Raw genomic sequence first — 24,860 nt, forward strand, 5'->3', positions numbered from 1 at the left:
CAATCGCTACAGGAGTAGCGACTGCATGAGCCACTAACGGTCCCTACTTATCGGTACTTTCAAAGATTTTATCTGCCGAGGCCTCAACAAACCCTTGATACAGGCTTCCGTTCGGTAACGGGTAACGTTTGGCAAACTCATAAAAACCACCCGGGATCATCAGTTCTTCATCACTAAAGCGCACCGTCACTTTGTCCGCCATGGTTGCCGATTGCTCCAAGCGCACTTGCGGATCCCCTTTCACTTCACCGCCAGATTCATTAATCGCAAAACCTGACTCTCGCAGCAATTGGTTCACATCCAACACGTCATGGAGCGTACTCAATTGATTCACACTCACCGTGAAATGATTGGCGCCAAAGCCATGAGCAGACAGCCAACCTGCATATTCACTTTCCGCCGCTAACTGATGATAAGTTGCCGTGTCAATGCCCCACAAACGACCACCATACAAGAACGCGGGATCATTAAGTGCTGTGTCATCTACCTGATCAACCAAAGCACGAACAGCCTGCTGCAGTTCCGTGGAACACTGTCCCACCAGCAACTCACTGATAAACACTTTGGGTGCATCAGGGTTAGGATGCTCATAATGCCGCGCGTACAGTTTTTTCGCTTTGAAATGGTACTCCCCTTTAGGGGTATAACCGATGGCGATAAACGGCGCAGCCAAACGATCTAGCCCCACCTTGGGTAACGCAAAAGTGCGCAACGCAATGTGGTCATTGAGAAGCGGACTGCCCTCTTCTAATAACGCATGCACTTTTGCTGCCGACGGGCATAACCTATCGATATAGTCTTTCCAAAGCTCATCAAATAAAGCCTGAACGCGCTCCATCACATCCTCCTACATTGAGTGTTCGGTAGTTACTTATCTTTTGTTACAACGACAGCCCAGGGCTGAGTTGATCAGGCAAGGACACATCCTCACCTTCCATTGACGCCATGGGATAAGCGCAATAGTCAGCGGCATAGTAAGCACTTGGTCGTAAATTGCCTGATGCTCCCGGCCGCCGAAAGGTGCATCACCACTCGCGCCCGTTAGCTGGCGATTGCGATTAACGATACCTGCGCGAATATGGTCAAGAAAATACGCCCATTCTGCGTCATCGGTTGAAATTAACCCTGCCGACAAACCGTAGCGGGTATCATTGGCCAGCGTGACTGCGTCTTCAAGAGAGTCATAACGCACCACTTGAAGTAGTGGCCCGAAATATTCTTCATCAGGCAATTGAGCCACTTGGCTCACTTCAATAATGCCCGGAGTGACGACGGCATCATGCAGCAACTGGGCTTTTAGAAGCGGCTGCCCACCCAGTGATTCGAGATTGCCCTGAGCAGCAAGAATGCCTTCTGCTGCGCGCACAGAGATTTGTGACCCCATGAACGAGGCAGGTTGATCAAATTGACCACCCACTTTGATGTTTTTGGCCATCTCAACCAAACGCGAAAGCAATGCATCACCGCGATCGCCTTTCGGTACATAAAGACGACGAGCACAGGTGCAACGCTGCCCTGCACTGATAAATGCGGATTGAATGATGGTATACACGGTGGCATCAAGATCGCCGTATTGATCGGAAATCACCATCGGGTTGTTTCCGCCCATTTCCAACGCCAACATTTTGCCCGGCTCTCCCGCAAATTGACGATGCAGAATATGACCTGTGTTAGCGCTACCTGTGAACAACAGACCATCGATGCCTTTAGATTGTGCCAGCGCCTCGCCCGTTTCACGCCCGCCTTGGATCATATTGATCACGCCTTTCGGCAGTCCCGCTTCAATCCAAAGCTTAATGGTTTCTTCTGCTGTTTTTGGCGTTAAATCCGAGGGTTTAAATACCACGGTATTCCCCGCCAACAACGCGGGAACAATATGACCGTTCGGCAAATGTCCGGGGAAGTTGTAAGGCCCAAATATCGCCATCACCCCTAGAGGGCGATGGCGCAGCACCGCCTGTGTGCCAGCAACATCTTTGCTGCGCTCACCCGTTCGTTCTTGATAAGCACGCAGTGAAAGGGCAATTTTCCCGACCATGGCAGCAGCTTCAGTGCGGGTTTCCCACAGTGGCTTACCGGTTTCTTCGGCAATCACTTGTGCCATGTGTTCGCTGTTTTCTTTTAGCTTCTCGGCAAAACGTTCGACCAGTGCCTGACGTTCTGCGAAAGCGGTGTGCTTCCATGTGGCAAACGCGTCTCTCGCCGAACTCACAGCCGCTTCCACTTGTGGAGATGTGGCTGCTCGTCCCTGCCATATTGACTCACTGTTAAACGGATTCAGTGAATCAAACATATCACCATCACCCGCGATGGGTTGGTTATCAATCCATTGTGTCATCATCTACTCCTACACCGACACGAGTCGCACGTTATCACCATTTTTGACACTCAACGCATCGGCGACTTCTTGGCTGATCAACGCTTCATTGCGCTCTTCGTCCACACCAATCTTGGCGGACGTGGCGCGAAAATTTTGAAAGTCACTGTTACAAATCAGGTAATCCTGCGCACTGCTGTGCTCCGCAATCTTGACCCTTGCAGTGAACGAGCGGCGAATAGAATCAATGTTCTGACGTAGACACTCCACCGTTGGTCCTGCATCAAAAATATCGACGTAGCCACGACGCGTGAAGCCTTCCTTTTCAAGCAAACGCAGCGCTGGACGGGTTTTTTCATGCACCTGACCAATCACTGCACGGGCTTCATCACTCAACAGGTTGACGTAAATCGGCAACTTGGGCATCAAATCCGCGATAAAGCCTTTCTGTCCAATGCCGGTTAAATAATCTGCCAGCGTAAAATCAATCGAAAAGAAATGCTCTTTCAGCCACTTCCAAAACGGTGAGTTACCTTCTTCATCAGACACGCCGCGCATTTCAGCGAAAATCACGTCAGAGAATTTCTCGGGGAACTGCGCCAACATCAAGAAGCGGCATTTCGACAGCAACTTGCCATTGAGACCACCACGAAACTCTGGGCGTAAAAACAGGGTGCATATTTCTGTCGCGCCCGTGTAGTTATTGCCAAAGGTCAGCACTTCTACCACGTTGTGGACATTTAACCGGCGTGAGTGATGCACCACCTTGCTGATGTGGTAGCTGTAAAACGGATTGTCCATCCCAATCGCTGCTTCAATACCCGTCGTACCCGCTATCTCTCCCGTTTCAGTGTCCTCAGCAACCATGAGGTAACCTTCGGTGCCTGGCGCTTGGGCATCGCGGCCAAAACTGTCTACCGAGTGGTCGATACGGCCTTGGATCAATTCATCATTGACCGGCAGCGACGTGAATCCGTGACCCGACTCTACGGCGCACAGCATCAGCGCATCAAAATCAGTTTTCTTTATGGGACGAATTACCAACATCTTACTTCCTCCTGCTGCAATGGATGGTCAAAACAGGACGGCAATTAAGCCGCCGCCAGTTTCGCCAGCGCACGATCCAGACGCGCTAAACCTTCTTCTACTTCTTCTTTGGTAATAACCAGTGATGGCGTCATGCGAACCACGTTGGCACCGGCTACCAGCAGCAGCAAGCCTTCATCACCTGCAGCCAGCAATACGTCTCGCGCTCGGCCGTTCCATTTGTCGTTAAGAGCTGCGCCAATCAGCAAGCCCTTACCACGGATCTCACTGAACATATTGTATTTGGCATTCAGCGCTTCAAGACCGTCACGGAACCAACCTTCGCGCTCTTTCACACCAGCAAGTACTTCAGGCTTACTCACTTCTTCCACGACCGCTTCTGCTACTGCACACGCCAGTGGATTACCGCCGTACGTTGAACCGTGCGTACCGACTTTCATGTGCGCTGCCAGAGCTTCTGTGGTCAGCATGGCCCCAATAGGGAAGCCACCGCCCAGTGATTTTGCTGTGCTGAGGATGTCCGGTGTCACCCCCGTTTGCTCATAGGCATAGAAGGTACCCGTACGGCCATTACCGGTTTGCACTTCATCAAAAATCAGCAATGCATGGTGCTTATCACAAAGCTCACGTACACCTTGCAAGAAGGCTGAATCTGCCGTGACAATACCGCCCTCACCTTGCAAAGGCTCCATCATAATGGCGCACGTTTTGTCAGACATGGCCGCAGCCAATGCTTCAAGATCGTTATATGGCAGATGGGTGACATTGCCCGGTTTCGGGCCAAAGCCATCAGAGTAAGCGGCTTGCCCACCAACGGTCACCGTAAAGAAAGTACGCCCATGGAAACCTTGAGCAAATGCGATGATCTCGCTTTTCTCTGGACCATGTTCTTCCACTGCCCAGCGACGGGCCAGCTTCAGTGCGGCTTCATTGGCTTCTGCGCCGGAATTGGCAAAAAACACACGTTCTGCAAAGCTCACTTCCGTCAGTTTTTTCGCCAAACGCAGCGCGGGGGCGTTGGTCATCACATTGCTCAGGTGCCACAGCTTGTCGGCCTGTTCTTTTAGGGCATTCACCATCACAGGGTGACAATGGCCAAGGCAACTCACTGCTATCCCACCAGCAAAGTCGATATACTCACGATCGTCTTGATCCCAAATACGAGAGCCTTGGCCTCTATCTGGAATCATTGTCATTGGTGCATAACAGGGCACCATTACTTCATCGAACAGTTTACGTTCTACTTTATGTCCGGCTGTCATCGCTCATATCCTTCTGTCGATTCTGCTTTAAGCATAGTATTTACATTTCGTTAACCACATCAATAGCAGAAAATATCAAACCCTTAGGCTGTAAAGATGGGTAAATTCATCACAGTGCCATAGTTATGCGCAATTTCGGCAAAATGATTAATAGAGCAAGAGGTAAGAGTGTCTTTCCTAGCGGGAAACAAAGCGAAGATGAAGGATTGAAGATGAATAAGGTTTCACTGTGAACGGTGAGAAAACCGCGTGATTTAAATGTAAATTTAGTGATACAGATCGTTTTGCTCGTCAGCGTCAGAATTCAAAGCATCACAGAGGGAAGGTTATCGCCCAAACTCAGAAGCAACGGCTAAGACATGACAGAAGAAGAAAGGAAGTTAGCGAGAAGTTGATGACCTTGCTCGGTCAAAATGCTTTCCGGATGAAATTGAACCCCTTCAAGTGCAAGGGTGCGATGGCGAATCCCCATAATTTCATCAAACACACCATCGCGTTCTGTCCATGCCGTGACATCAAAACAATCGGGCAGAGAATCCGCATCTACCACTAATGAATGGTAGCGCGTGACGGTCAGGGGGTGATTCAACCCTTCAAACACTCCGATGCCTCGATGTGTCACTGGACTGGTTTTTCCATGCATGACTTGCCTCGCGCGCACCACCTGAGCGCCAAATGCCTGCGCCATGGCTTGATGCCCAAGGCAAACACCAAGAATAGGCAGCTTTCCTGCATAGTGTGCGATGGCTTCAAGGGATATACCAGCATCATCCGGCGTGCAAGGTCCTGGGGAAATCACGAGGTGAGTCGGCGCCATGGCATCGATATCGGCAAGGGTGATGGCATCGTTGCGGTGCACTTCAACCTTTGCACCTAACTGGCAAAAGTACTGATAGAGGTTGTAAGTAAAAGAGTCGTAATTATCAATAATTAACAGCACAGTCGATTCCGCCACATCCTTCTCGCACTACGTCAGCGAGACTGGGCGCAAATGCTACCACAGCAATCTGCGCGCTGCATTAGATGGCTGCATCAGAACTCACTGATAGGCAGAATTGGCGTTGGCCAAGGCATGGCGAGCCAACCTTGGTATAACTTTGATAATTCGCCGCTATTGGTGTCTAGAATATGGACAAGGCGAGGATCAATCAAAGTGCCGGCTTCTTGAGAGATAGCCTGAATCGCGCCAAAGACCCGATCTTCAACGCTGCCCTGTCGCCTCTCCACTTCTTTGTCCAATAGCTCTGCCACACACACAACACGACACTCCTCTGGAATTTTCTCTCCTTCAATTTCAGGAAAACCCGACCCATCCCAACGAGTGTTTTTGTACGTCAGCAAAGTCACCGAGACACAGGCAAAGCCTTTTGTTGCTTCAGATAAGAGCAACATGCTTCGACTGTCTGCCGATGTATTATTGCCGCCATCATCCCAAAGCTCGCCAATCGAACAAAGTGGGTAAACCAAAGAAATATCTTCCGCTTTCGATTTGGTCAAACCATATTGCATCGCTAACCATTCACTGAGTTCGGCGATACGAGGCGCTGCAATTTCGACGTCGTTGTTGTGAAGCGCAGCCACCGCCGCGATTTGATTCATGACCAGTTGGTAATTTTCACGCATGGTATTAGCGCGAGATTCCCCCAGCAAGTTGGCCACACGACTCTTCACTAACTCTGGTGAAACAGGCTTAATGAGAAAATCCGCTGCACCGCTTTTTAGCCCTTCGACTTCGCTTTGATATTCGTCGAGCGCCGAGACAATCACGATAGGAATATGACTGACACCTCGTTCACTTTTTAGCTGCCGACACACCTCGTAGCCATTCATTCCCGGCATCATAATATCAAGTAAGATCAAATCAGGTCGTTGCTGCATCGTCAGTTCAATCGCGCGCTCCCCGCTCTTGGCGAAAATCAAGGTGTACTGCTCTTGCAAGATGGTACGCATCACATGCAGATTGCTAGGTTCGTCATCAACAACCAGGATTTTATACGCCATAACTTTGTACTCCACTGTGCTGCGATGTCGGCATTTCATCCATCATGGTTAAGATCAAATCGTACGCCTCATCCAGTTCAAAATTTTCAATCGCCCCAACAAACTGCGCGAGCAGTGACGGAGTAACAAACGCCGCCAATGCGGGCACCAATTCTTTGTACAAGCCATCATCAAACTGACCCTCTGATAATCGGCTAATGAACAATTCAGCTTTACGGGCGAACGCATCAGCCGTCAGCTTCATCAATTCCAGATCTTTATCTAGCTCTTCAGCACGCACGCCAAGGTAAGCCAACGCTCTTTCAAACGTCGCCACGAAGCATGCTTCTAATGCTCGTACGTTTGATTCCGCTTTCCCCATGTCTCCGCCTTCAATGTAAGCGAGCAAACGCGTCAACTCTTGCTCAACACGCTGGAAGCCTATGTGGTGAGCGCCGTCTATCGCTTCTGCTAGCAATCGCTCTAACACCTCAGGTTGCTCATGGAGAAGTTGTTCTATACGCTGCGGAAGATTGGCATAATTGGCGCGATATTCGCCCACTACACTGAGTAATATTTCCGATGTCGGCCAATGACGAAATGCCCATGAATCATTGAAGTAGTCTTTCTCTTTTTCCTGCTCAACCCTATTCAAGATTGCTACATTGTTGTCGTTTTCATCACTGCCGCAGCAGTTTTTCAACACCTCAAATATGGCATCGCTACGAAAGGGCTTTTCAATCACAGCATCAAACCCTTTTTCTTCCCAATCAGCGTCGGTAGTTGGATCAACCACAAGCTTCATTGCTATCACGTTTAACGACTCTATACCGCTTTGTTTTGACCATTCCCGCAAGATCTTCGGTGTTGGGTAATGCTGCTCATCAAGATAAGCATCAAACAAAACCACATCCACTGGCTGAGTCTTGATCACATCTTGAGCGGAATCGATATCCGTATAGGTCAGCACTTTCACCCCTTGGCGCAATAACATATCGCGCAACTCCTGCTGGTTGCGCTGAACATCATCTATCACCAAGACTTCCAGCGGCGGTAAGGCATAGCGGATAGGTTCACTGTTGAGCCCCGCATTACTTTGAGTAGGAATAATGGGTAAATCAGCATAAATCACCGAACCATGAATAGATTCCCCGTCAAACCAAAGCTTGCCATTCATAAGCTCGATAAGCTGAGTGACAAGGGTTGCGGACAAGGTTTGACCGGACTTTTCGTTGTTCTTAGACAGTGAATGGGCACTTTCTAACGAGTAACTTGCCACCGCAAAACGAACCATGTTGTCCGTAGGCAATACATGCAAGGCAACATTACCTTTGTCAGTTTTCGTCAATGCACTTCGCATCATGTTTTGAAGCAGTTGTTTGATTCGGCGTGAATCGCCCACGTAGTGCTCCCATAAATGATCGCTGTAATCCAAGGTAACGTGCAGATCTCTCGCCTGCACGGTCTCGCGAGCAATAAACTCGATTTGGCGGCAAAGTTGCACTAAGGAGAAGTCGCCAATATCGAGCGGCAGCGACTGACTTTCGAGTTTGGAAGTGTCCAGAATGTCATTGATTAGTTTTAACAAGCTGTTACCCGACTCTCTGATGACCTCCAAATGATGACGATGAACGGGGTTGTTTTCTTCATCAATCAAGACTTCTGTCAGCCCCAATATGGAATTCATCGGCGAGCGAAACTCGTAACTCATGTTGGCTAAGAAAGAGGCCTTCGACTGTGACGCTTTTTCAGCTAAGCGTATTTTCTCTTCAAACTCTTCTTCGGCTTCGCGCTTGTCGGTGATGTCGATAATGACGCCATCAATCCAGGTGCTGCCGTCTTCGGCACGATAGCTGTGTCCAATCTCCCAGAACCATTTTTCTTCTTCATCGCGGCTTATAAAGCGATATTCACAGTCATATTTACCGTTTCGTCTCGCCGCTAATTCACGTGCTTTGCGATAACTAGCGGTGTCTTCTTGATGAATACGATCAATAAAATGAGAGACCCCGTTTTCACCCGTCAGAATAGATGCGCTGTAACCCGTAATCGATTTTGCTGCATCACTGATATAAACCATATGACGCGTTGCACCCGTCATTTCACGAAAAGCCATGCACGGTAAATTAGCCACTAACGAGCGATACTGTTTCGCGTTTTCTCTTAAAGCCCATGCGAGGTGTCGCTGTTCGGAAATATCAGAAAGAACACCTACAAATTCATGATGCCCTGTTGCATCTTGGTGATAGCCAATCGCTAACCTAACAGGGAATACGGAACCGTCTTTGTGCTTGGCCATCACTTCGCGAACACTGCCTACTACGCCTGACTCTCTATTTTCCAAAAAATTATGAATGTACATATCATGACGATGCTGATGTTCGTCAGTGACCAAAATACGAATGTTTTTCCCCGTTGCATCAGAGGCATGCCAACCAAATACATTTTCTGCAGCCTGGTTGAAAAACGTGATGGTACCTTTGCCATCAAGCGAAATAATCGCCTCAGTCGCGGTATGTAAAATCGCATCAAGCTTTTTCTCGCTTTCACCTAAGCGATTAGCTTTGGCTTTAACATCAAACAACGTATTGGCGAGTTGGCTGAACATCACAACGAAGGTGAAGCTAAAGATCAAAATCATCAGCACATCGCGCACCGCAAAAGGAAGTGCATCAATACGGTTAGGTTGCGCAGATAACAAAATGGCTTCACACGATAAAATCGCACTCACGAGTAGCGCTACCGTGACGCAAAGCCCACTCGCTAGGGCTCCGGAAATATCACGTTCCCAAAGCATATTTTTTTGTTTAGAAAAACGAAACCAAAGAGCAAATGCGATTAATAGTGCCCCTACTCCTAGTGCCATGGTGAACACCGCCAGGTCAAAATGTGCGATCGCGACGCCATTAATACCGGCATAAACCAGTATGTTTTGCACAATCAAGGACAGTGTCATTAATCCTGCTGCGATGAATATTTTGAGCGGCGGATTGAACGTAAAAGCGATCATTCGAAGCGCCGTTAAGTTCAAAAAAAACGTCAAGGCCAATGGCAAAACAAACAAGAGGGGGAGGAAACCTTGATCTTGAAATGATGACACAGACAACACAGTGGCGATGGGCAATAAAGCCATACCGACCGTTAATGTCAGAGCATTGACTAAGATAGGAGAAAACTGGATAAGCGCCACACGTTTTGCCTGCAACGGGCGATGCAAAAAGGCGAGTGTCGCCGTGATAAACGTAGCGACTGACGCAAGCAGCAACACCCATGGGCCAGTAAAACTATGGGGCAATGGCTGATAAGTGACCGAAGGCAGGAAAAATAATGACAGTGATTCAATGATTGACATGCACGCTACCGATTCAGCTCAAGGAGATACGCACTTAAGCACCGCTCAATAAAGAGATATTCGCCGCTCAAGTGAGACACTTATAAGCGTAGTAAAGAATCAGCGGGCAACCCATTAAAAGAAGGGTAAAAAATAGGCGCCCGCAGGAGCCTATTTTTAGATTAAAACCTCATTATTTGATGTTGCAGGTAAAGCGACGGAAAACAGCGGTTGTTTTCTCATCGAGTGTGACCTGTCCACATGGGATATCAATAAAGCCCCAAAGACGAATGCCGAGTGATACCGAATCTCCGTAGCCAATACCTTCATTGGTAAGAAATTCGCTGTTTTGATTGTACTTACGATTGCTCTTCCAACGCAGCCAAGGACGATTGGGGTTAACGTCACCGTTAATGGTGGGTTGTACCCAGAAGAAGCTTTTGTTTTTGAATCTCAACGTGAATTTCTGTGGAGCCTCGACGTAATTCAAACTGACAATCACAGGATCGTGATCAGAGGATGAATACGGATTATCCGATTTAACCAAATCACCGGTAAAGCGGCCTGAATATTCAAACAAGGTGCTTTCTACCGAGTTGATATGCCAATCTTCCACGCCAGTCAGCTTTTCAACCACGCTCGTATTACCGACAGCGTGATCCAAACTACCTAGCTCACCGTCAAAGGTATAAGAGAAGGCATCATCACCTAAAGCGTAAGTCGCCAGATTGACATAGCCGAAGCCATCACCCACTTCCCGCGCCATTTCATCCAGCGTCACACCCGCAATCGAGGTGCCAGCCGCCGTGACAATTTTGCGCGATGCATTGGCAGCGTCATAATCGGTCATTACACGCATGGGATCTTCTTGTCCGTAGGCATTGAAGTCGCCAAGCGCAATGATATCGCCTTGCACATCGATTAACGCGTTCCCGAGTGTTTCTGCTGCTGACACACGGAATTCGTTACAGCGCCCTTGCAGATCGGCGGGGTCATCATTGAATTCGCCCGCAACCCAATCTTCATAGCAGCCAGAGCCTTTCGATTTAAAGTGGCTCACGGCAACGGATAGATTTTCACCCTCAACCACACTGAAGGTTTGCAGTAAGCTATCACGTTGGAACTTATCTAATTGACGCTCCTCACCATCAGGGTTAGCACCACTGATGTGCTGCTCAGGCATACGCACGACCACGGCGTCGGAAGCTGGTGTGACTTTCTCAGGACGATAAATCAACGCCACTTGTATCGCGTCACCACCTAGGAACGCCCCTTCGGTCAGATCATTGGTTGCTGGTGTCACATAGGTGTAATGATCCGTTTCATCAGCAAAACGACTGTTTAGCTCGGTCACCAAGTTCGCCAATGCGCCAGAATCAGCAAAGCCATTGTTCTCGATTTCCATCAAGCCAACGATATCTGCATTCATTGCCTGCAATGCATTAACGATTTTCGCCTGTTGCAACGCAAACTCTGCCGCGTCTTTGGTACCTCGGTTACAGCCGCGAGATGCATCCGCATCCGCCTGATCGTCACAGGTGACATTCAAGTCACCACCAATAGCGCTGGCACTGGTGAAGTAGTTCAACACGTTAAAGCTAGCAACCTTCAAATTGGTGTCGTCGAAGGATTGCGGCGCGGCGGTGCGGTCTTGCTCGCGCACAAAATCACCCGCAGTAATCGTGTTGGTTGTCACGAGACGATAGTCACTAAAGCTATAACCAATCACGCCCTCAAGGTTGGTCACGGTATCACCGATACGGATGTAACCTTGCTCAGCATCCAGGTCAGGGAAATACGGCACTACACCATCTGGCGCTTTCAGATCAGACTCAATAAACAGTTGGTTGGCATCATTTTCTGCAACTAAATCCGCCGCCTCCTGCGAGCCTGCAATGTGAAGCTGAGTCGGCTTGAACAGTGGCTCATCATGTGACAGCACCATATTGTTACGGAACGCGTCAAAATCGAAACCAAAGTTACGCGTGACAACCATATCGCTGGTCTGTGTCAGACGGACTTTCATGCCTTCGTGGCGTTCCAGTGCGTCATCTAAAGTTTCACCTTCATCTACCACCAGATCCGTGGCAGCCAATTCACCGACAGTATCGATCACTTCCCAGTTGTTACCTGATGCGTCCAACTCGGTAAAGCTGAAGAATTCTTTGACCTTACCACCAGCACAGACTTGCATGCCGGGTTCCACATCAGTCGGTGCTTGGCTCGTGAAAACAAAGAGACCATCAGAGGTAGCAGCGTCATTGTCGCCGTTGGCATCTTGCAGCCAAAAGCCTTTGTACAACCCTGTCGTCACTGCTGTGACCACACCGGAAACAAAGTAGTCGTCCGTACTCTCAAAACTGCCATCTGGGACAAGTGGACTGCGCGCCCCGCTACCTTGCACGGCATAGGTTGGTGTTAAGGTTTCATCGACACATGTAAAGGTAGTGCCACCCCCCCCGCCGCCATCACATGCCTCAAGGCCACTACAACCAAGGCCATCAAACGTATCTTGAGCGAAGCTTTGCCACTCCACTGCGGGGTCAAACGCGCCGGTGACATCAGTACGGCCAGTACTGCCTTCTTTGCGACGCAACGTTGTGTTGGCGGCATACGTCGACCCCAAGGCAAGCTCACCTAAGCTGTCGACTACATTGTCGTTATCATCAACCAATGCCATCACGTCATTGCCATTAAAGCTTAACGAACCAGAAGTGATTTGACTAACGTCGGTGACATCAGCAGACGCGTTGCTGTTCCCCACCACAACACTCTCCCCTGCGGCCAATGAGCCAGAAAGGGCGATGGTGGATGAGAACGTCTCGTTACTGTTGAACGCCAATTTCAACACCCAATTATCCAGCGCAACACTGGACGTACCGAGGTTGGAAATTTCGATCGCCTTGTTGTTTGACGAGCCTTCGACATATTCCGTGATCAATACATCGGCGCTGGCGGGCAGAGCGACACTTAAAGCTAGAGCCAGAGAGCTCCATGTTGAAGTCTTCATTTGCTGTCCTTTTTTGCGTGTGAAGTCATAAACACAACAAATGATTTAACAGCCTGAGATTTCATTTAAGTGATGAAAGCCGCAGTTCTTCTAATAGAGAGAGGGCGTTTCTTTTTGAAATAGGACACTGATTCAAGCTTCAACACAAACCGAAATCGTTAAGTGCGTCGCAAACAGATTGAGATTGGGAGGATTTGGAGACAAAAAAAGCAGCGGTTTGGCTGCTTTTTATCGATGTTGGCGAAGACTATGACTATGGACGGGTCACAAAACCCACAGCTTCGTACACTTTCTTCAGTGTCACGGCTGCACGTACGGAGGCTTTTTCAGCGCCCGCTTTCATAACCTGATCAAGATAGTCACGATCTTCACGGAACTGCTTATAACGCGCCTGTACAGGCTCAAGCATCGCCACCACGGCGTCTGCCGTGTCGGTTTTTAGGTGACCGTACATTTTGTCGGCGTAGTCTGCTTCAATTTCAGCAAACGTCTTGCCCGTCGCAACAGACATCAAGCCCATCAAGTTCGCGACACCCGGCTTGTTTTCGATGTCGAACAGCACACGTGGCGGCTCTTCTGAATCCGTCATGGCACGCTTAATTTTCTTCGCAATGGCTTTTGGATCTTCTAGCAAACCAATCACGTTGTTGCGGTTATCATCCGACTTCGACATCTTCTTAGTCGGATCTTGCAAGCTCATCACGCGTGCACCCACTTGTGGGATGTAAGGCTCTGGTACAGAGAACACTTCGCCATACACATTGTTGAAACGGTGTGCGACATCACGTGCTAGCTCAAGGTGCTGCTTTTGGTCATGACCAACAGGCACTTGGTTCGCTTGATACAGCAAAATGTCAGCAGCCATCAATACGGGGTAACCAAACAGACCCGCATTAATATTTTCAGCGTGGCGAGATGATTTATCTTTAAACTGGGTCATGCGATTTAACTCACCCATTTGGGTGTAGCAATTCAGCACCCAACCCAATTGTGCATGCTCTGGCACGTGAGATTGAATAAACAGGTTGCTCTTTTCTGGGCTAACACCCACAGCAAGGCACAATGCAAGCGAGTCCAGCGTGGCTTCACGAAGCTTTGACGCTTCTTGACGTACCGTAATGGCATGCAAGTCAACGATGCAGTATTGGCAATCGTAGTCATCTTGCATCTGTTCCCACTGACGCAAAGCTCCAATGTAGTTGCCGATACTGAGTTCACCAGAAGGTTGAACACCGCTAAGTACAATGGGTTTGGTCGTAGGATTACTCATGTTCTTTCTGTTCCTGTCAGTCAATTCAGCCAGCGTGACTAAACGCTGGCTGTATGTTCGAGAAAATTCGAATCTTTAATTTACGCTGTTTTTTCGGTGCTGAGAACCGTTAAAAGCTGGTTAAATTGGTCTGCGACAAATTCCGGCGCGCTGTCGCTAATGGGCTCGCCATAGTTATACCCGTATGTCAGGCCAACAGAGATAATGCCAGCATTTTTGGCGGCTAGGATATCGTTTTTCGAGTCACCTACCATCATCATTTGCACATCACTCAAACCATGCTTGTCACGTAGGCTAACCAACCCTTCTGGATCCGGCTTGTTCGTTGGCAAAGAATCCCCGCCAATCACATCACTAAAGTAATGCGCCAAACCGAGGTCTTCCAAAATTTCAGGCACAAACTGATACGGCTTGTTGGTCACAATACCCATCGTATAACCCGCCTCTTTCAAGGCTGAAAGCGTGTCTTTCACACCTGGGTACACGACAGTTTTGTCATGACCGTTGTTCGCGTAGTGAAAATCAAAACGTGCACGGATTTTTTGGTACAGCGCTTCATCCAATTCTGGGTTGATATTAACGCTTTGGCTTAAAGCACGCTTGAGCATGATTTCCGCGCCATTGCCAATCCAACCACGTACGTCGTTATCCGTCACCGTGTGCAGGTTAAGGTCAGCTAGCGCCATGCGAATGCCTTCGGCAAGATCGGGGGCACTGTCGACTAACGTACCGTCTAAATCAAAAGCGATGTATTTGATGGTTTCAAAGGTTGCCGTCACGAATTATTTTCCTACTTTACTCAGTTCCGCGCGCATTTCATCAATCACTGCTTTGTAATCAGGCTGACTGAAAATAGCTGAGCCTGCGACAAACATGTCAGCACCGGCTTCTGCCACTTCGCGGATATTATCTACTTTAATGCCGCCATCAATTTCGAGGCGAATATTGCGACCGCTTTCGTCAATACGACGACGCACTTCGCGCAGTTTATTCAATGTTTCAGGAATGAAGGACTGGCCGCCAAAACCAGGGTTAACCGACATCAACAAAATCATGTCGAGCTTGTCCATCACATGATCAAGATAGTGCAGCGGCGTAGCTGGGTTGAAAACCAATCCGGCCTGACAGCCATGATCTTTGATTAACTGTAGGCTGCGATCTACGTGATCACTTGCTTCTGCATGGAAGGTGATCATCGTTGCGCCGGCTTTGGCAAAATCAGGAATGATGCGGTCAACGGGCTTCACCATCAGGTGAACGTCAATTGGCGCGGTGATGCCATAGTCACGAAGTGCTTGACAGATAGGCGCACCAAACGTCAGGTTTGGTACAAAATGGTTGTCCATCACATCAAAATGCACCACGTCAGCGCCCGCTGCCAGTACATTTGCGACATCTTCACCTAAACGTGCGAAATCCGCCGAGAGTATTGACGGTGCAATCAGAAAATCCTTCATCCTATAGCCTCACTAGCCCAAACGTCGGCGCAATTCTACCCCATCAAAGACCGTGTGTCTTATCAGATCCGCTGATTGATACCATAACGCGGCAGTTTTACAGATGGCGCAAGTGACACCCAGACGAATAGACTAAGCTGGAGTCAGATCAGGCAAATATCAAAGAGAATGTGTATGCACGACACCGAGCAAAAAGAAGAAAAGGTCACTATTTGGGAGGTAGTGAAAAGTGTGTTCGCTGCGATGCTTGGCGTACAGTCCGACAAAAATAGGCAGCGGGACTTTAAGCAATCGAGCATGCTGCCTTATATTTTTGTCGGTGTTGTTTTTGTGGTTTTGTTTGTCATGGGGTTGATTGGGGTTGTGTCACTGATCATGCCCAATGAGTGATCACTGATTGGTGCAGCCCGAGCATTAAGGTGACTCGGGACTTTCACTTGCGAACAATGCCAGCAGCTCATCCACTTTGTTTCTGCCACTGCCATTTCGACTAATGGTTCGTTTCACTCGCACCACATTGAGATACGCACCATGATAAAGACTTCGCGTTAGCGGCGTATCATGGTTTGAAACCAGCACAGGCACACTCTTATCCATTGCCGCTTTACGGGCATACTCACCCAGTAAGGCTTGATCATCAAGACTGAACCCACCACTGGAATAGGTGGTGAAATTGGAAGTAGAAGAAAGCGGTGCGTATGGCGGATCGCAGTACATCACGCTACCACGGCGCGCACTCTTAAAGCTCTGCTCGTATCCTTCGCACACAAAGATCGCTTTTTTTGATTTCTCTGAAAAGAACTCAAGCTCCGCTTGCGGGAAATAAGGTTTCTTGTAAGAACCAAACGGCACATTGAAGCCGCCTTTCTTGTTGTAGCGGCAAAAATGCCATTAAATCCATGTCGGTTCATATACAGGAAATACAATGAACGCAGGTACGGATCTGTGGTGGCGTTAAATTCTTCGCGGATCGACAAATAGGCTTCTTTTTGATTGTACTCTTGAGTAAACAAGGTTCGCACGTCATCGATATAGCGCTGAGGCTCTTGTTTGACCAAATTATACAGATTAATCAGATCCGGATTGATGTCAGCAAGGCGATAATGTTCAAAGTCTGTATTCAGAAATACAGAGCCTGCTCCAACGAAAGGTTCGATCAGCTTTTTGCCTTCCGGCAGGTGTTTGCGGATATCCTCAACCAGAGAGTATTTACCCCCGGCCCACTTAAGAAAGGCACGATGCTTTTTCATTAATGTGTATCCACTACCACAGCTGTTCGAAAGGTGGCGGATTGTATCTCATTTTTTGTCATCAATCAGCGTAATTTCGCGCCTGACGTGAAGCCAAGTTGCGCTTAATTAACCAGTCCAATCTCTTTATGAATTTGAGTGAAGGATTTCGCCCATGGATTCAGGTTGCGAATATTGGCAGGCAATGCCAATTCTGCACGGCGAGCCTCTGCCACACTTGGGTAGTCACCGAGTAATACCATATACCAAGCCTCACCGTTTCGGCGCGTTTCATACACCAAAGCACGACCTAGCAAAGTATATTGCAATAAGAACTCGTCTACCGCTTGGGTAGACTGTAACGCGGCAAGCTGCAGCGCATAACGCGACGCGGGGACAGTCAGCAGTAGATTGTTTGCCATCGGCACGTCAGAGCTCGCGTTGACTGATTCAGTCACTAATGCCGTCGTCTCATCCACAGCCACTTGCTCAACGAGCGCTTCTCCGCTTGTTTGTGTATTGGCTTGGGCGGCGGTGTTTGATTGTGGTGTTGCTAATTCAGGGATTAATGGCTCGGTCACTGCATTGGTGCCGTCTCCACCAATTTCTTGATCATCCATGATGGCATCAACCACTTTGTCTGGAACAACAATTCTTCGGTCTTGGTCGCGACGCCCAACAGTCATGCCTTCTACAACGGGTGCGACGGGCAGAAAAATCATGTCATCAGTGACCTCGGAGGTATCCGATAGCGCCGGTTCCCCCTGCTGTTCCGCGGTTTGTTGCGCTAGCTCTTTTTCTTTTTCGGCCAACATCGCAGCCAACTCTTTCACACCATCCGGTGTTTCAACAACGATTTCTTCTTGTGAAGTTTGAGGTGCCATTGACCACCACACCAAACCACCACCTAATGCAAAAAGAAGGAACAATAGAATAATCAAAGGCAAAGGTGAGCGACGTTTTTTCTCTTCCATCAGAGAAGTCTCCTGCTGTTCCAGCCCTCTCAAAGCGCCGGGTAAAGAAGGCAAAGAGGCAGCTTTTTGCTTTAGCGCTCTGCGCTGCGCTGCATCCAATTGGCGGTTGACCATCATGACTTCGATGAACATCTCGCGTTCATTATCAGCCAGTGGGCTGATTTCTAACTCTAACGGTTTAACACCTTGACCGTAAGAGACTTTGTGCAACCACTTGTTCAATTTACCACGCAAACTAAACAGCAACACATTGATTTGCCAATCATCTCTCTGTTGCGCTTGCGTCACCAATGCCCATAGTTCAGCGATTAACGAGGCACTCAAACGTTGCGCATCATCAATGACAATAAGGGCATGAACCCCATTGCCTTCCAGCATATATTCGAGACTTTGGAGCATGGAATCATGCTCATTGAACACGCCATCACGCACGATTTGACGCAAGATGATTGCGCGATGTTGCGCATCTTGCTGACTATGGTTGCAGATAAGAAGGGATTGGGTGGGCTCGTTCGCCCAATTCTCGAGATAGCGTTCGCTCAACCACGTCTTACCTGCACCAGGCTCGCCAGTGATTTGAACAAGGTTAGAACTGAATCGAGTAAGAAACTGAATTCTCGACAAAAGCTGGATCTGACTGTCCAAATCCAGCGCGATCATGTCATGGGAGCCTGTCATATACAAACCCGCTTAGTGTGTCTTAATGACCTCAGCAAGCGTCTCGGATGTTACGTTTGCAACCACTTCGGACGTACCAATCGATGTTGGCAGCACGAATCGCAGTTGCCCTGAAAGCACTTTTTTATCGCGTTTCATATGCTTAATAAACGCATCATAGTCCATGCTTGCTGGTGCTTTCACGGGGAGATTCGCTTTTTCAAGCAAAGAAGTGATACGGCTAACATCTTCTTGCGAAAGCAGTTGTTGAATCTGAGCCGTTTTGGCAGCCATCACGGTACCGGCGGCAACCGCTTCGCCATGCAACCAATTGCCGTATCCCATTTCAGCTTCGATTGCATGACCGAAAGTATGACCAAGATTGAGCAACGCGCGAACGCCAGACTCTTTTTCATCTTCAGCAACAACATCCGCTTTAATCTGGCAGCAACGCTTGATGGCATACACCAAAGCCGATGAATCAAGCTGGTTGAGTACATCGAGGTTTTCGTCGAGCCATGCAAAAAAGGCACTGTCGACAATAATGCCGTATTTAATAACTTCAGCCATACCCGCTGCAAATTCACGTGCAGGTAAGGTTTTCATCACGTCAATATCAATCACGACCGCTTTAGGTTGATAAAACGCGCCGATCATATTTTTACCAAGAGGATGGTTCACCGCGGTTTTCCCCCCCACAGAGGAATCCACTTGCGATAACAGGGTAGTAGGTACTTGAATAAAGTCCACACCACGCTGATAACAAGCCGCAGCAAAGCCCACCAGATCACCAATCACACCACCACCTAACGCGACAATCAAAACGTCACGGGCGTAATTACCTTCAAGCAAGAAGGTATTGATGGTGTTGAATGTCTCTAGTGTTTTGTACTGCTCACCATCGGGAAGGGTAAGCAAAGCTGGCAAACCACCAGCTTTTCTCAAGGTTTCCAGGAGACGATCCGCATACAGCGGAGCAACGGTGTCATTAGTGACAACCACCACTTGACGACCTTTAGCATCAGAAAAGAAGGTGGGATCTGAGAGCAATCCAGCACCAATTGATATGGGGTAGCTTCTGTCGCCTAGGTTAACGTCGATCCTTTCCATGGAATGCCTTTTTCGTGCTTAGTGATTTTCCAATAGTTCGATGATTTGGTTTGCCACAACCTTGGCGCTTTGATCATCAGTACGAACTACGTAGTCAGCGATTTCTTCATAAAGAGGATTACGCTCTTCCGCCAATGCTTCCAGCACTTCACGAGGTTGATCGGTTTGCAGCAATGGACGCTTCTTGTCACGTTGAGTACGTGCCAATTGCTTTTCGATAGTGGTCTCTAGATACACAACGATGCCACGAGCAGACAGACGATTACGGCTCTCCTTACTAAGGATAGAACCACCGCCAGTCGCCAACACGATACCTTGCTTTTCAGTCAGGTCGTTGATGACGTTCTCTTCGCGAACACGGAATCCTTCTTCACCTTCAACATCAAACACCCATGCGATATCAGCACCAGTGCGCTCTTCAATCACGGTGTCCGAGTCAAAAAATTCCATGTGTAGTTGTTGTGCTAGGTGTCGACCAATTGTGCTTTTGCCAGCCCCCATTGGACCTACAAGAAAGATATTTCGTTTTTCAGCCATGTTAAGCAATATACGCGCGGTTAATGAAAACAACACCGCCCGCAGGCTCGCTACTTGAAAGCCCGAGGCGCCAATTTCCTCACAGATAATTCGTGATCAGACCAAAAATTATCTCAGGTCAACTAGCCCTTTGGCAACTTAAAATACGCCTTTAGGGCTGTTTAAATTTACGGGCACAGTGTGGTTAAGAAGGAAACAGGCTGAAATGTGCACTTGGTGCTCACTTCTGCCTGTTCATGCGATTTGTTACGGTAAACAATTATAACACAATGACTTAAATGACTTTATTGAGCCATAATTCTTGGTGTAACAAAGATAAGAAGCTCCCGTTTGCCCATGGTTTCATAGTTACGGCGAAAGAGTTGCCCTAGTCCAGGAATGTCACCAAGTAGGGGGATTTTATCGACACCTTCCATCATTTCGTGTTGATAAATACCACCGAGCACGACAGTTTCACCATCATTAACGAGAACTTGTGTACCAATTCGCTGAGTATTGATAGCCATTGCTTCACCCGTACCCGCTTTTACTGTGCCAGCTGGCTTATCTTGGGTGACCTCCAAATCCAACACTAATTTGTTGTCAGGGGTAATTTGAGGTGTCACTGATAAACTCAATACCGCCTTTTTAAATGACACAGCCGCCGCGCCACTTGAAGACGCTTCCAGATAAGGCAATTCTGTCCCTTGTTCAATGTACGCTGCTCGCTTGTTGGTTGTCAGCAAACGAGGGGACGAAATGATCTCAGCGCGAGACTCAGCCTGAAGCGCTGACAGCTCAAGATCTAACAGCAAGTCTTTGCCTAGATTAGCCACCTGAAAAGCAATGCTTGCCGCATTAGGACTCACCGCGCCAAGGTTTACATTGAGGAAGTCATCGATTTCAATAGCATCAGGTTCATTATCTGCACCGAAATCTATGCGATCTGAATGTTGCCAATTTCCTTCAATCGACCCTCCCACATTGAAATTACCGTTTTGATTAGCGACACCCCAACGCACACCAATCTCTTCCAACGTTCCCTCATCAACGGTCACGATTCTCGCTTCTATCTCCACTTGCTGAACAGGAATATCCAATGATGCGATGAGTGACTTCACCACATCAATATTGTCGGCCAAATCTCTGATCACTAGGGCATTCGTCCGTGAGTCGACAGCGATGCTGCCTCGCTCAGTCAGTAGACTGATCCCTTCATCTTCGTCGCCATCAAGCATGTTTTTAAGATCGACGGCATTGGCGTACTTAATATGCAGCACTTCTGAACGCAGTGATGCCAGCTCTCTTTCGGTGCGACGTTTTTCAAGCACCAAGCGCTCTTGCTCATCAAGCTCAGCTTTGGGTGCCACCAGCAAAATATTGCCCATCTGGCGCTTATCTAAGCCTTTTACATTCAAGATGGTGTCTAGTGCTTTTTGCCACGGAACATCATCGAGCCTAAGCGTTAAATTGCCATTTACCGTATCAGACACCACCAAGTTAAACCCATTGTGCTCTGCCACCATCTGCAGGACTGAACGCACAGAAATATCTTGAAAGTTAATCGATATATTGGCGTTTTTCTTCGCTGCTTTATCTTTTTTAGACTGACCGCTAGGCAGCGATGAGAACGGGATAATTTCTACCGTTAGCACATTATTGGTTTGATAATAGTCGTAACCAAAAAAGCCCTTGGTCTTTAGCGTTAATTGCGTGTCGTCGTCAACCGTCTGCACATCCAACGAGGTTGCGATGGTTTCGATCTGGTCAAGGCTTCTTGCTCCAATCAAGTTATCTTCGATTTGTGTCGCTTTGGCACTTATCGTCAATGTCTTGTCTTTCTTATCAAAGTTTGTAACAACGGATTTATCCGCAAATGTCAGGGTCAGCAGTGTTCGACCATTATCCCCCTTTGCAAATTCCAAGTTTTGTAACTGGTTGGCCGCAGACACAACGGGCGTCAGCAACAGACATGCTAAAGCAATAATCCAATGCACACCTCCGCTTACGTTGCCTTGGCATCCTTTCCTCAGGCTTCTCATTCTTTACCCTTATTTATTGTTATTTAGTGCCAATCTGACGTTACGTACTTGCCAGCAACCTAGGCCATCCGGCAAATGTTCTGTGAGAGATAATGTGTGCTGGCTAATACTGTCGACACGACCTCTATGATTTCCAATCATGCGTCCCAGCCCTACACGATGTAGCGTGTTATCTGGCGCTTCAACTAAGGCCCAATAACTGCCAGGTAAGCCAATTACACCTTTAAAATCTAACGACGCCAGCTCATACCCCTCCAAGGCGTCTCTATTGTTCGGTAAATCATTAGGTTGCCAGCAATCGCCTTTTGCCAAGGTGTCCTCTTGCTCTGCGATGGGTAATACAAAGGGATCAGAATCAACAGTGGGCTCAAACGACATTGCCAAATAGCTAGGCTCTGGTGGCAATTGCGTCGCAGTCACCTTCGCAGAAGCGTAAGTCTGCACAATGAAGCGATCCAAATCTTGAGATGTCTCATGTTGCATGCAACCCGTTAACGCCAGTGTCACTGCCAGCCCAGAAAGGTATCTCATTGCTCCCCCCCGAATTCCCTGTTTTCATATCGATAGGTATGCGCTGTCACCACAAAACGCAGATCGCTGCGCTTATCAACGCGTGAGACAGTGAAATCTTGCAGCGCGACAATACGTGGTAAACGAGCCAATGCAGCAGAAAACTGACCAATATCGCGATAGCTACCATTAAGTTCAATCTCAAGGGGTACTTGGTGAAGCCAACCGACACGTTTACCGCTCCGCCAATTGAGACGGGCAAAATTCAAGTTATATTGGAGCCCAGTATCATTGATACCTGCGAGTAAAAGGGCGAGTTCATCTTGTGCAGGAAGCTGCTGAGTTAAGCGCGCATAGTAACGCTGCAGCTCCTGCACTTGCTCTTCAACGTCGGGTAACGCGGCAACTTGCTCCGCTTTAATACGAAACTGCGTACGAAGCAGGCTCTCCTCTTGTTTTGCTGCATTTACTTCTTCCTGTGCTGGCAGCACAACAAAGAAAATAGAAGCGGCGAAAAGGGTTACAGCCAAAACGCCAAGCAAGATGTTTTGCGCGACGGGGGACCATTCAGGGATCTCATCGAGTTCCCAATCACGCCAATCAGCTGTCATTTTTTTTCTCCTGCGGCAAATTGGGAATGACATATCCCACAAGCTCAAACGTTGCCTTAAATCGCTTTTCCACCAACGTAGGGCGCGATGAATCACTAATGATGGAATGAATTTGCACGTTATCTGCGCCAACATCATCTTCAAGCAATGCCAGCAAGCTAGCCAGTTGGGCATTTGAGCGACTGCGCCCTTCAATGCTTACCTTGGCTGAAGTCATAGATACTTTATCGAGTACAACGCCATCAGGCGTTATCTGAGGCAGGAGATTGAACAGCATGGTGGCGTTATTGCGTTGTTTTTGCAGCGAGTTGACCAAGGTTAAACGACGATGAAGCGCATCTCGCTCGATTTCTCTTTTTGCAAAGGTGCGCAAGGTGCTATTCAAACTGTCGATTTCAGTTTGCAAGCGTGCGTTACGCGTTTCTTGGGTGTTTAATTGCTGATAAATCACCCAACGCGACATCCCTACACATCCAGCCACGACTAAAATCGCAATCATTATTTTGTGGAAAAATCGTCGACGCATAGCCAAGCGTTTACTATCACGCCATGGCAGTAAATTAATACTGACGATCATGCGAGACTCCTCGAAGTGCTAAACCAATCGCGGTAGACCAAGCACTGACTGGCTCGTTGAGTTGCTCAATGATATTCGGGGAGTAGACCAGCCCCTGTAAGGGGTTGAGCGCCTGAGTAGGCCAAGACAAACACGTTTCAAGTAATGAAATATCAACGCTTTTCGCGCTCTCTCCTGATAGCCAAACATGTGAAACTTCTGCACCTGAAAGCTGTGTCGCAGCAAGTTGGTAATGACGCTTAATGACATCAGCAAGCTGTTCAGTAAAGTGCTGTCGAGCCAGTTTGGCATCAGAGGCTCCAGACAGTACCGGGGCGGGTAACTCTCGGTAAAACTGTCCCGATTGACCGTCTCCCATACAAATCTGTAACCGCTCACTACCCACATCGACCAACAAGCCTATGCCTTGCATCAACTGATGGCCTGACTGCTCGCGATATAAACGCATTAAAGCTTGAGTATGTAATTCGATCACAGAAAGCTCAAAACCCGCACTTTCAAGCCCATTGAGCGTCTCGTTAAGCATGGACTTTCGACAGGCATACACCTCGGTCGCACTTTTATCGTCAAGCACGTGATAATCATAAAGCAGTTCGTCAATAGGCAGTCCAAGGCTTTCAGAGAGCTGCAAGCCCACTTGCACAAATTGCTCATGATCTGGCACGTCAGCGAGTGGCGGAAAACGTTTTACCGCAACACTGCTTTGCGGTACGCCCATGATTTGGTGTTTTGGCCAATGCCAAGGCATTGAGCAAGCTTTACTAATCTGCTTTTTTAACCCTCGTAGTACCGCTTCCAATGTTTCTACTTCGTAAGGCACAACCAAGAGCGTTTTTAACGCGACTGATTTGCTACCTTGCTGAAGTAAGGCCGCTCGCACAGCACTTGTGCCAATATCGATGCCCACTGTTGTTGTTACACCAAACATTTGCAGCGCTACCTTCTTAAAAGTCAGCATCA

General features: G+C 48.3%; 19 protein-coding genes and 2 pseudogenes. 1 reads left to right on the forward strand and 20 read right to left on the reverse strand.

Annotated features, from left to right (window positions below):
• Positions 1 to 43: 43 nt before the first annotated feature.
• From AC3CIC_RS15055 to rpe, 11 genes and pseudogenes are all read right to left on the reverse strand, one after another.
• Entirely contained in the window at positions 44 to 838 is a 795-nt protein-coding gene (locus tag AC3CIC_RS15055; RefSeq protein ID WP_394212521.1) for a DUF1338 domain-containing protein, read from the reverse strand.
• Between the two features lie 43 nt (positions 839 to 881).
• Positions 882 to 2,338 (reverse strand): annotated as a pseudogene (gene astD / locus AC3CIC_RS15060) (succinylglutamate-semialdehyde dehydrogenase).
• A gap of 9 nt (positions 2,339 to 2,347) precedes the next feature.
• A complete protein-coding gene (astA, locus tag AC3CIC_RS15065) occupies positions 2,348 to 3,364 on the reverse strand; it encodes an arginine N-succinyltransferase (protein ID WP_394212519.1) in 1,017 nt (338 codons plus the stop codon).
• A gap of 44 nt (positions 3,365 to 3,408) precedes the next feature.
• Positions 3,409 to 4,626 (reverse strand): aspartate aminotransferase family protein, encoded by a 1,218-nt coding sequence (locus AC3CIC_RS15070; protein ID WP_394212518.1) that lies wholly within the window; start codon positions 4,624 to 4,626, stop codon positions 3,409 to 3,411.
• Between the two features lie 352 nt (positions 4,627 to 4,978).
• A complete protein-coding gene (locus AC3CIC_RS15075; RefSeq protein ID WP_026023778.1) occupies positions 4,979 to 5,566 on the reverse strand; it encodes an aminodeoxychorismate synthase component II in 588 nt (195 codons plus the stop codon).
• Between the two features lie 92 nt (positions 5,567 to 5,658).
• Positions 5,659 to 6,627, reverse strand: coding sequence for a response regulator (locus tag AC3CIC_RS15080; protein WP_488514972.1), 969 nt, complete (start codon positions 6,625 to 6,627; stop codon positions 5,659 to 5,661).
• The gene (locus AC3CIC_RS15085) at positions 6,617 to 9,958 is read right to left on the reverse strand and encodes a PAS domain S-box protein (RefSeq protein WP_488514973.1); all 3,342 of its coding nucleotides are present in this window, start codon (positions 9,956 to 9,958) and stop codon (positions 6,617 to 6,619) included. The genes AC3CIC_RS15080 and AC3CIC_RS15085 overlap by 11 nt, the downstream gene beginning before the upstream one ends.
• A gap of 172 nt (positions 9,959 to 10,130) precedes the next feature.
• Positions 10,131 to 12,947 (reverse strand): ExeM/NucH family extracellular endonuclease, encoded by a 2,817-nt coding sequence (locus AC3CIC_RS15090; RefSeq protein ID WP_488514974.1) that lies wholly within the window; start codon positions 12,945 to 12,947, stop codon positions 10,131 to 10,133.
• A gap of 253 nt (positions 12,948 to 13,200) precedes the next feature.
• Entirely contained in the window at positions 13,201 to 14,217 is a 1,017-nt protein-coding gene (gene trpS, locus AC3CIC_RS15095; protein WP_016961973.1) for a tryptophan--tRNA ligase, read from the reverse strand.
• Positions 14,218 to 14,297: 80 nt separating this feature from the next.
• Positions 14,298 to 14,996: a phosphoglycolate phosphatase gene (locus tag AC3CIC_RS15100; RefSeq protein WP_016961972.1), complete on the reverse strand. Its 699-nt coding sequence runs from the start codon at positions 14,994 to 14,996 to the stop codon at positions 14,298 to 14,300.
• 3 nt (positions 14,997 to 14,999) lie between these two features.
• Positions 15,000 to 15,674 carry a ribulose-phosphate 3-epimerase gene (rpe, locus tag AC3CIC_RS15105; RefSeq protein WP_017006890.1) on the reverse strand — a complete coding sequence of 225 codons (675 nt, stop codon included), beginning with the start codon at positions 15,672 to 15,674 and terminating at the stop codon, positions 15,000 to 15,002.
• A 174-nt stretch (positions 15,675 to 15,848) separates the two neighbouring features.
• Between rpe and AC3CIC_RS15110 the strand changes: the two genes are divergently transcribed.
• Positions 15,849 to 16,064 carry a DUF2970 domain-containing protein gene (locus AC3CIC_RS15110; RefSeq protein WP_488514975.1) on the forward strand — a complete coding sequence of 72 codons (216 nt, stop codon included), beginning with the start codon at positions 15,849 to 15,851 and terminating at the stop codon, positions 16,062 to 16,064.
• A gap of 24 nt (positions 16,065 to 16,088) precedes the next feature.
• Here AC3CIC_RS15110 and AC3CIC_RS15115 read toward each other — a convergent pair.
• From AC3CIC_RS15115 to pilM, 9 genes and pseudogenes are all read right to left on the reverse strand, one after another.
• A pseudogene (locus tag AC3CIC_RS15115) lies at positions 16,089 to 16,924 on the reverse strand (Dam family site-specific DNA-(adenine-N6)-methyltransferase).
• A 104-nt stretch (positions 16,925 to 17,028) separates the two neighbouring features.
• A complete protein-coding gene (locus AC3CIC_RS15120; protein WP_488515924.1) occupies positions 17,029 to 18,537 on the reverse strand; it encodes an AAA family ATPase in 1,509 nt (502 codons plus the stop codon).
• Positions 18,538 to 18,567: 30 nt separating this feature from the next.
• The gene (aroB, locus tag AC3CIC_RS15125) at positions 18,568 to 19,644 is read right to left on the reverse strand and encodes a 3-dehydroquinate synthase (RefSeq protein ID WP_488514976.1); all 1,077 of its coding nucleotides are present in this window, start codon (positions 19,642 to 19,644) and stop codon (positions 18,568 to 18,570) included.
• Positions 19,645 to 19,662: 18 nt separating this feature from the next.
• Positions 19,663 to 20,181: a shikimate kinase AroK gene (gene aroK / locus AC3CIC_RS15130; protein WP_026023777.1), complete on the reverse strand. Its 519-nt coding sequence runs from the start codon at positions 20,179 to 20,181 to the stop codon at positions 19,663 to 19,665.
• A gap of 284 nt (positions 20,182 to 20,465) precedes the next feature.
• Positions 20,466 to 22,202 (reverse strand): type IV pilus secretin PilQ, encoded by a 1,737-nt coding sequence (locus AC3CIC_RS15135; protein ID WP_488514977.1) that lies wholly within the window; start codon positions 22,200 to 22,202, stop codon positions 20,466 to 20,468.
• A gap of 9 nt (positions 22,203 to 22,211) precedes the next feature.
• The gene (locus AC3CIC_RS15140; RefSeq protein ID WP_017006888.1) at positions 22,212 to 22,733 is read right to left on the reverse strand and encodes a pilus assembly protein PilP; all 522 of its coding nucleotides are present in this window, start codon (positions 22,731 to 22,733) and stop codon (positions 22,212 to 22,214) included.
• Positions 22,730 to 23,323 (reverse strand): type IV pilus inner membrane component PilO, encoded by a 594-nt coding sequence (locus AC3CIC_RS15145; RefSeq protein WP_017002696.1) that lies wholly within the window; start codon positions 23,321 to 23,323, stop codon positions 22,730 to 22,732. The genes AC3CIC_RS15140 and AC3CIC_RS15145 overlap by 4 nt, the downstream gene beginning before the upstream one ends.
• Positions 23,313 to 23,900 carry a PilN domain-containing protein gene (locus AC3CIC_RS15150; protein ID WP_016961962.1) on the reverse strand — a complete coding sequence of 196 codons (588 nt, stop codon included), beginning with the start codon at positions 23,898 to 23,900 and terminating at the stop codon, positions 23,313 to 23,315. The genes AC3CIC_RS15145 and AC3CIC_RS15150 overlap by 11 nt, the downstream gene beginning before the upstream one ends.
• Complete coding sequence (gene pilM, locus AC3CIC_RS15155; RefSeq protein WP_017002694.1) at positions 23,884 to 24,858, reverse strand: type IV pilus biogenesis protein PilM; 975 nt, start codon at positions 24,856 to 24,858, stop codon at positions 23,884 to 23,886. Before pilM ends, AC3CIC_RS15150 begins: the two co-directional genes overlap by 17 nt.
• Positions 24,859 to 24,860: the final 2 nt, after the last annotated feature.

It is taken from the genome of Enterovibrio sp. QJM3NY_24 (assembly GCF_057786035.1).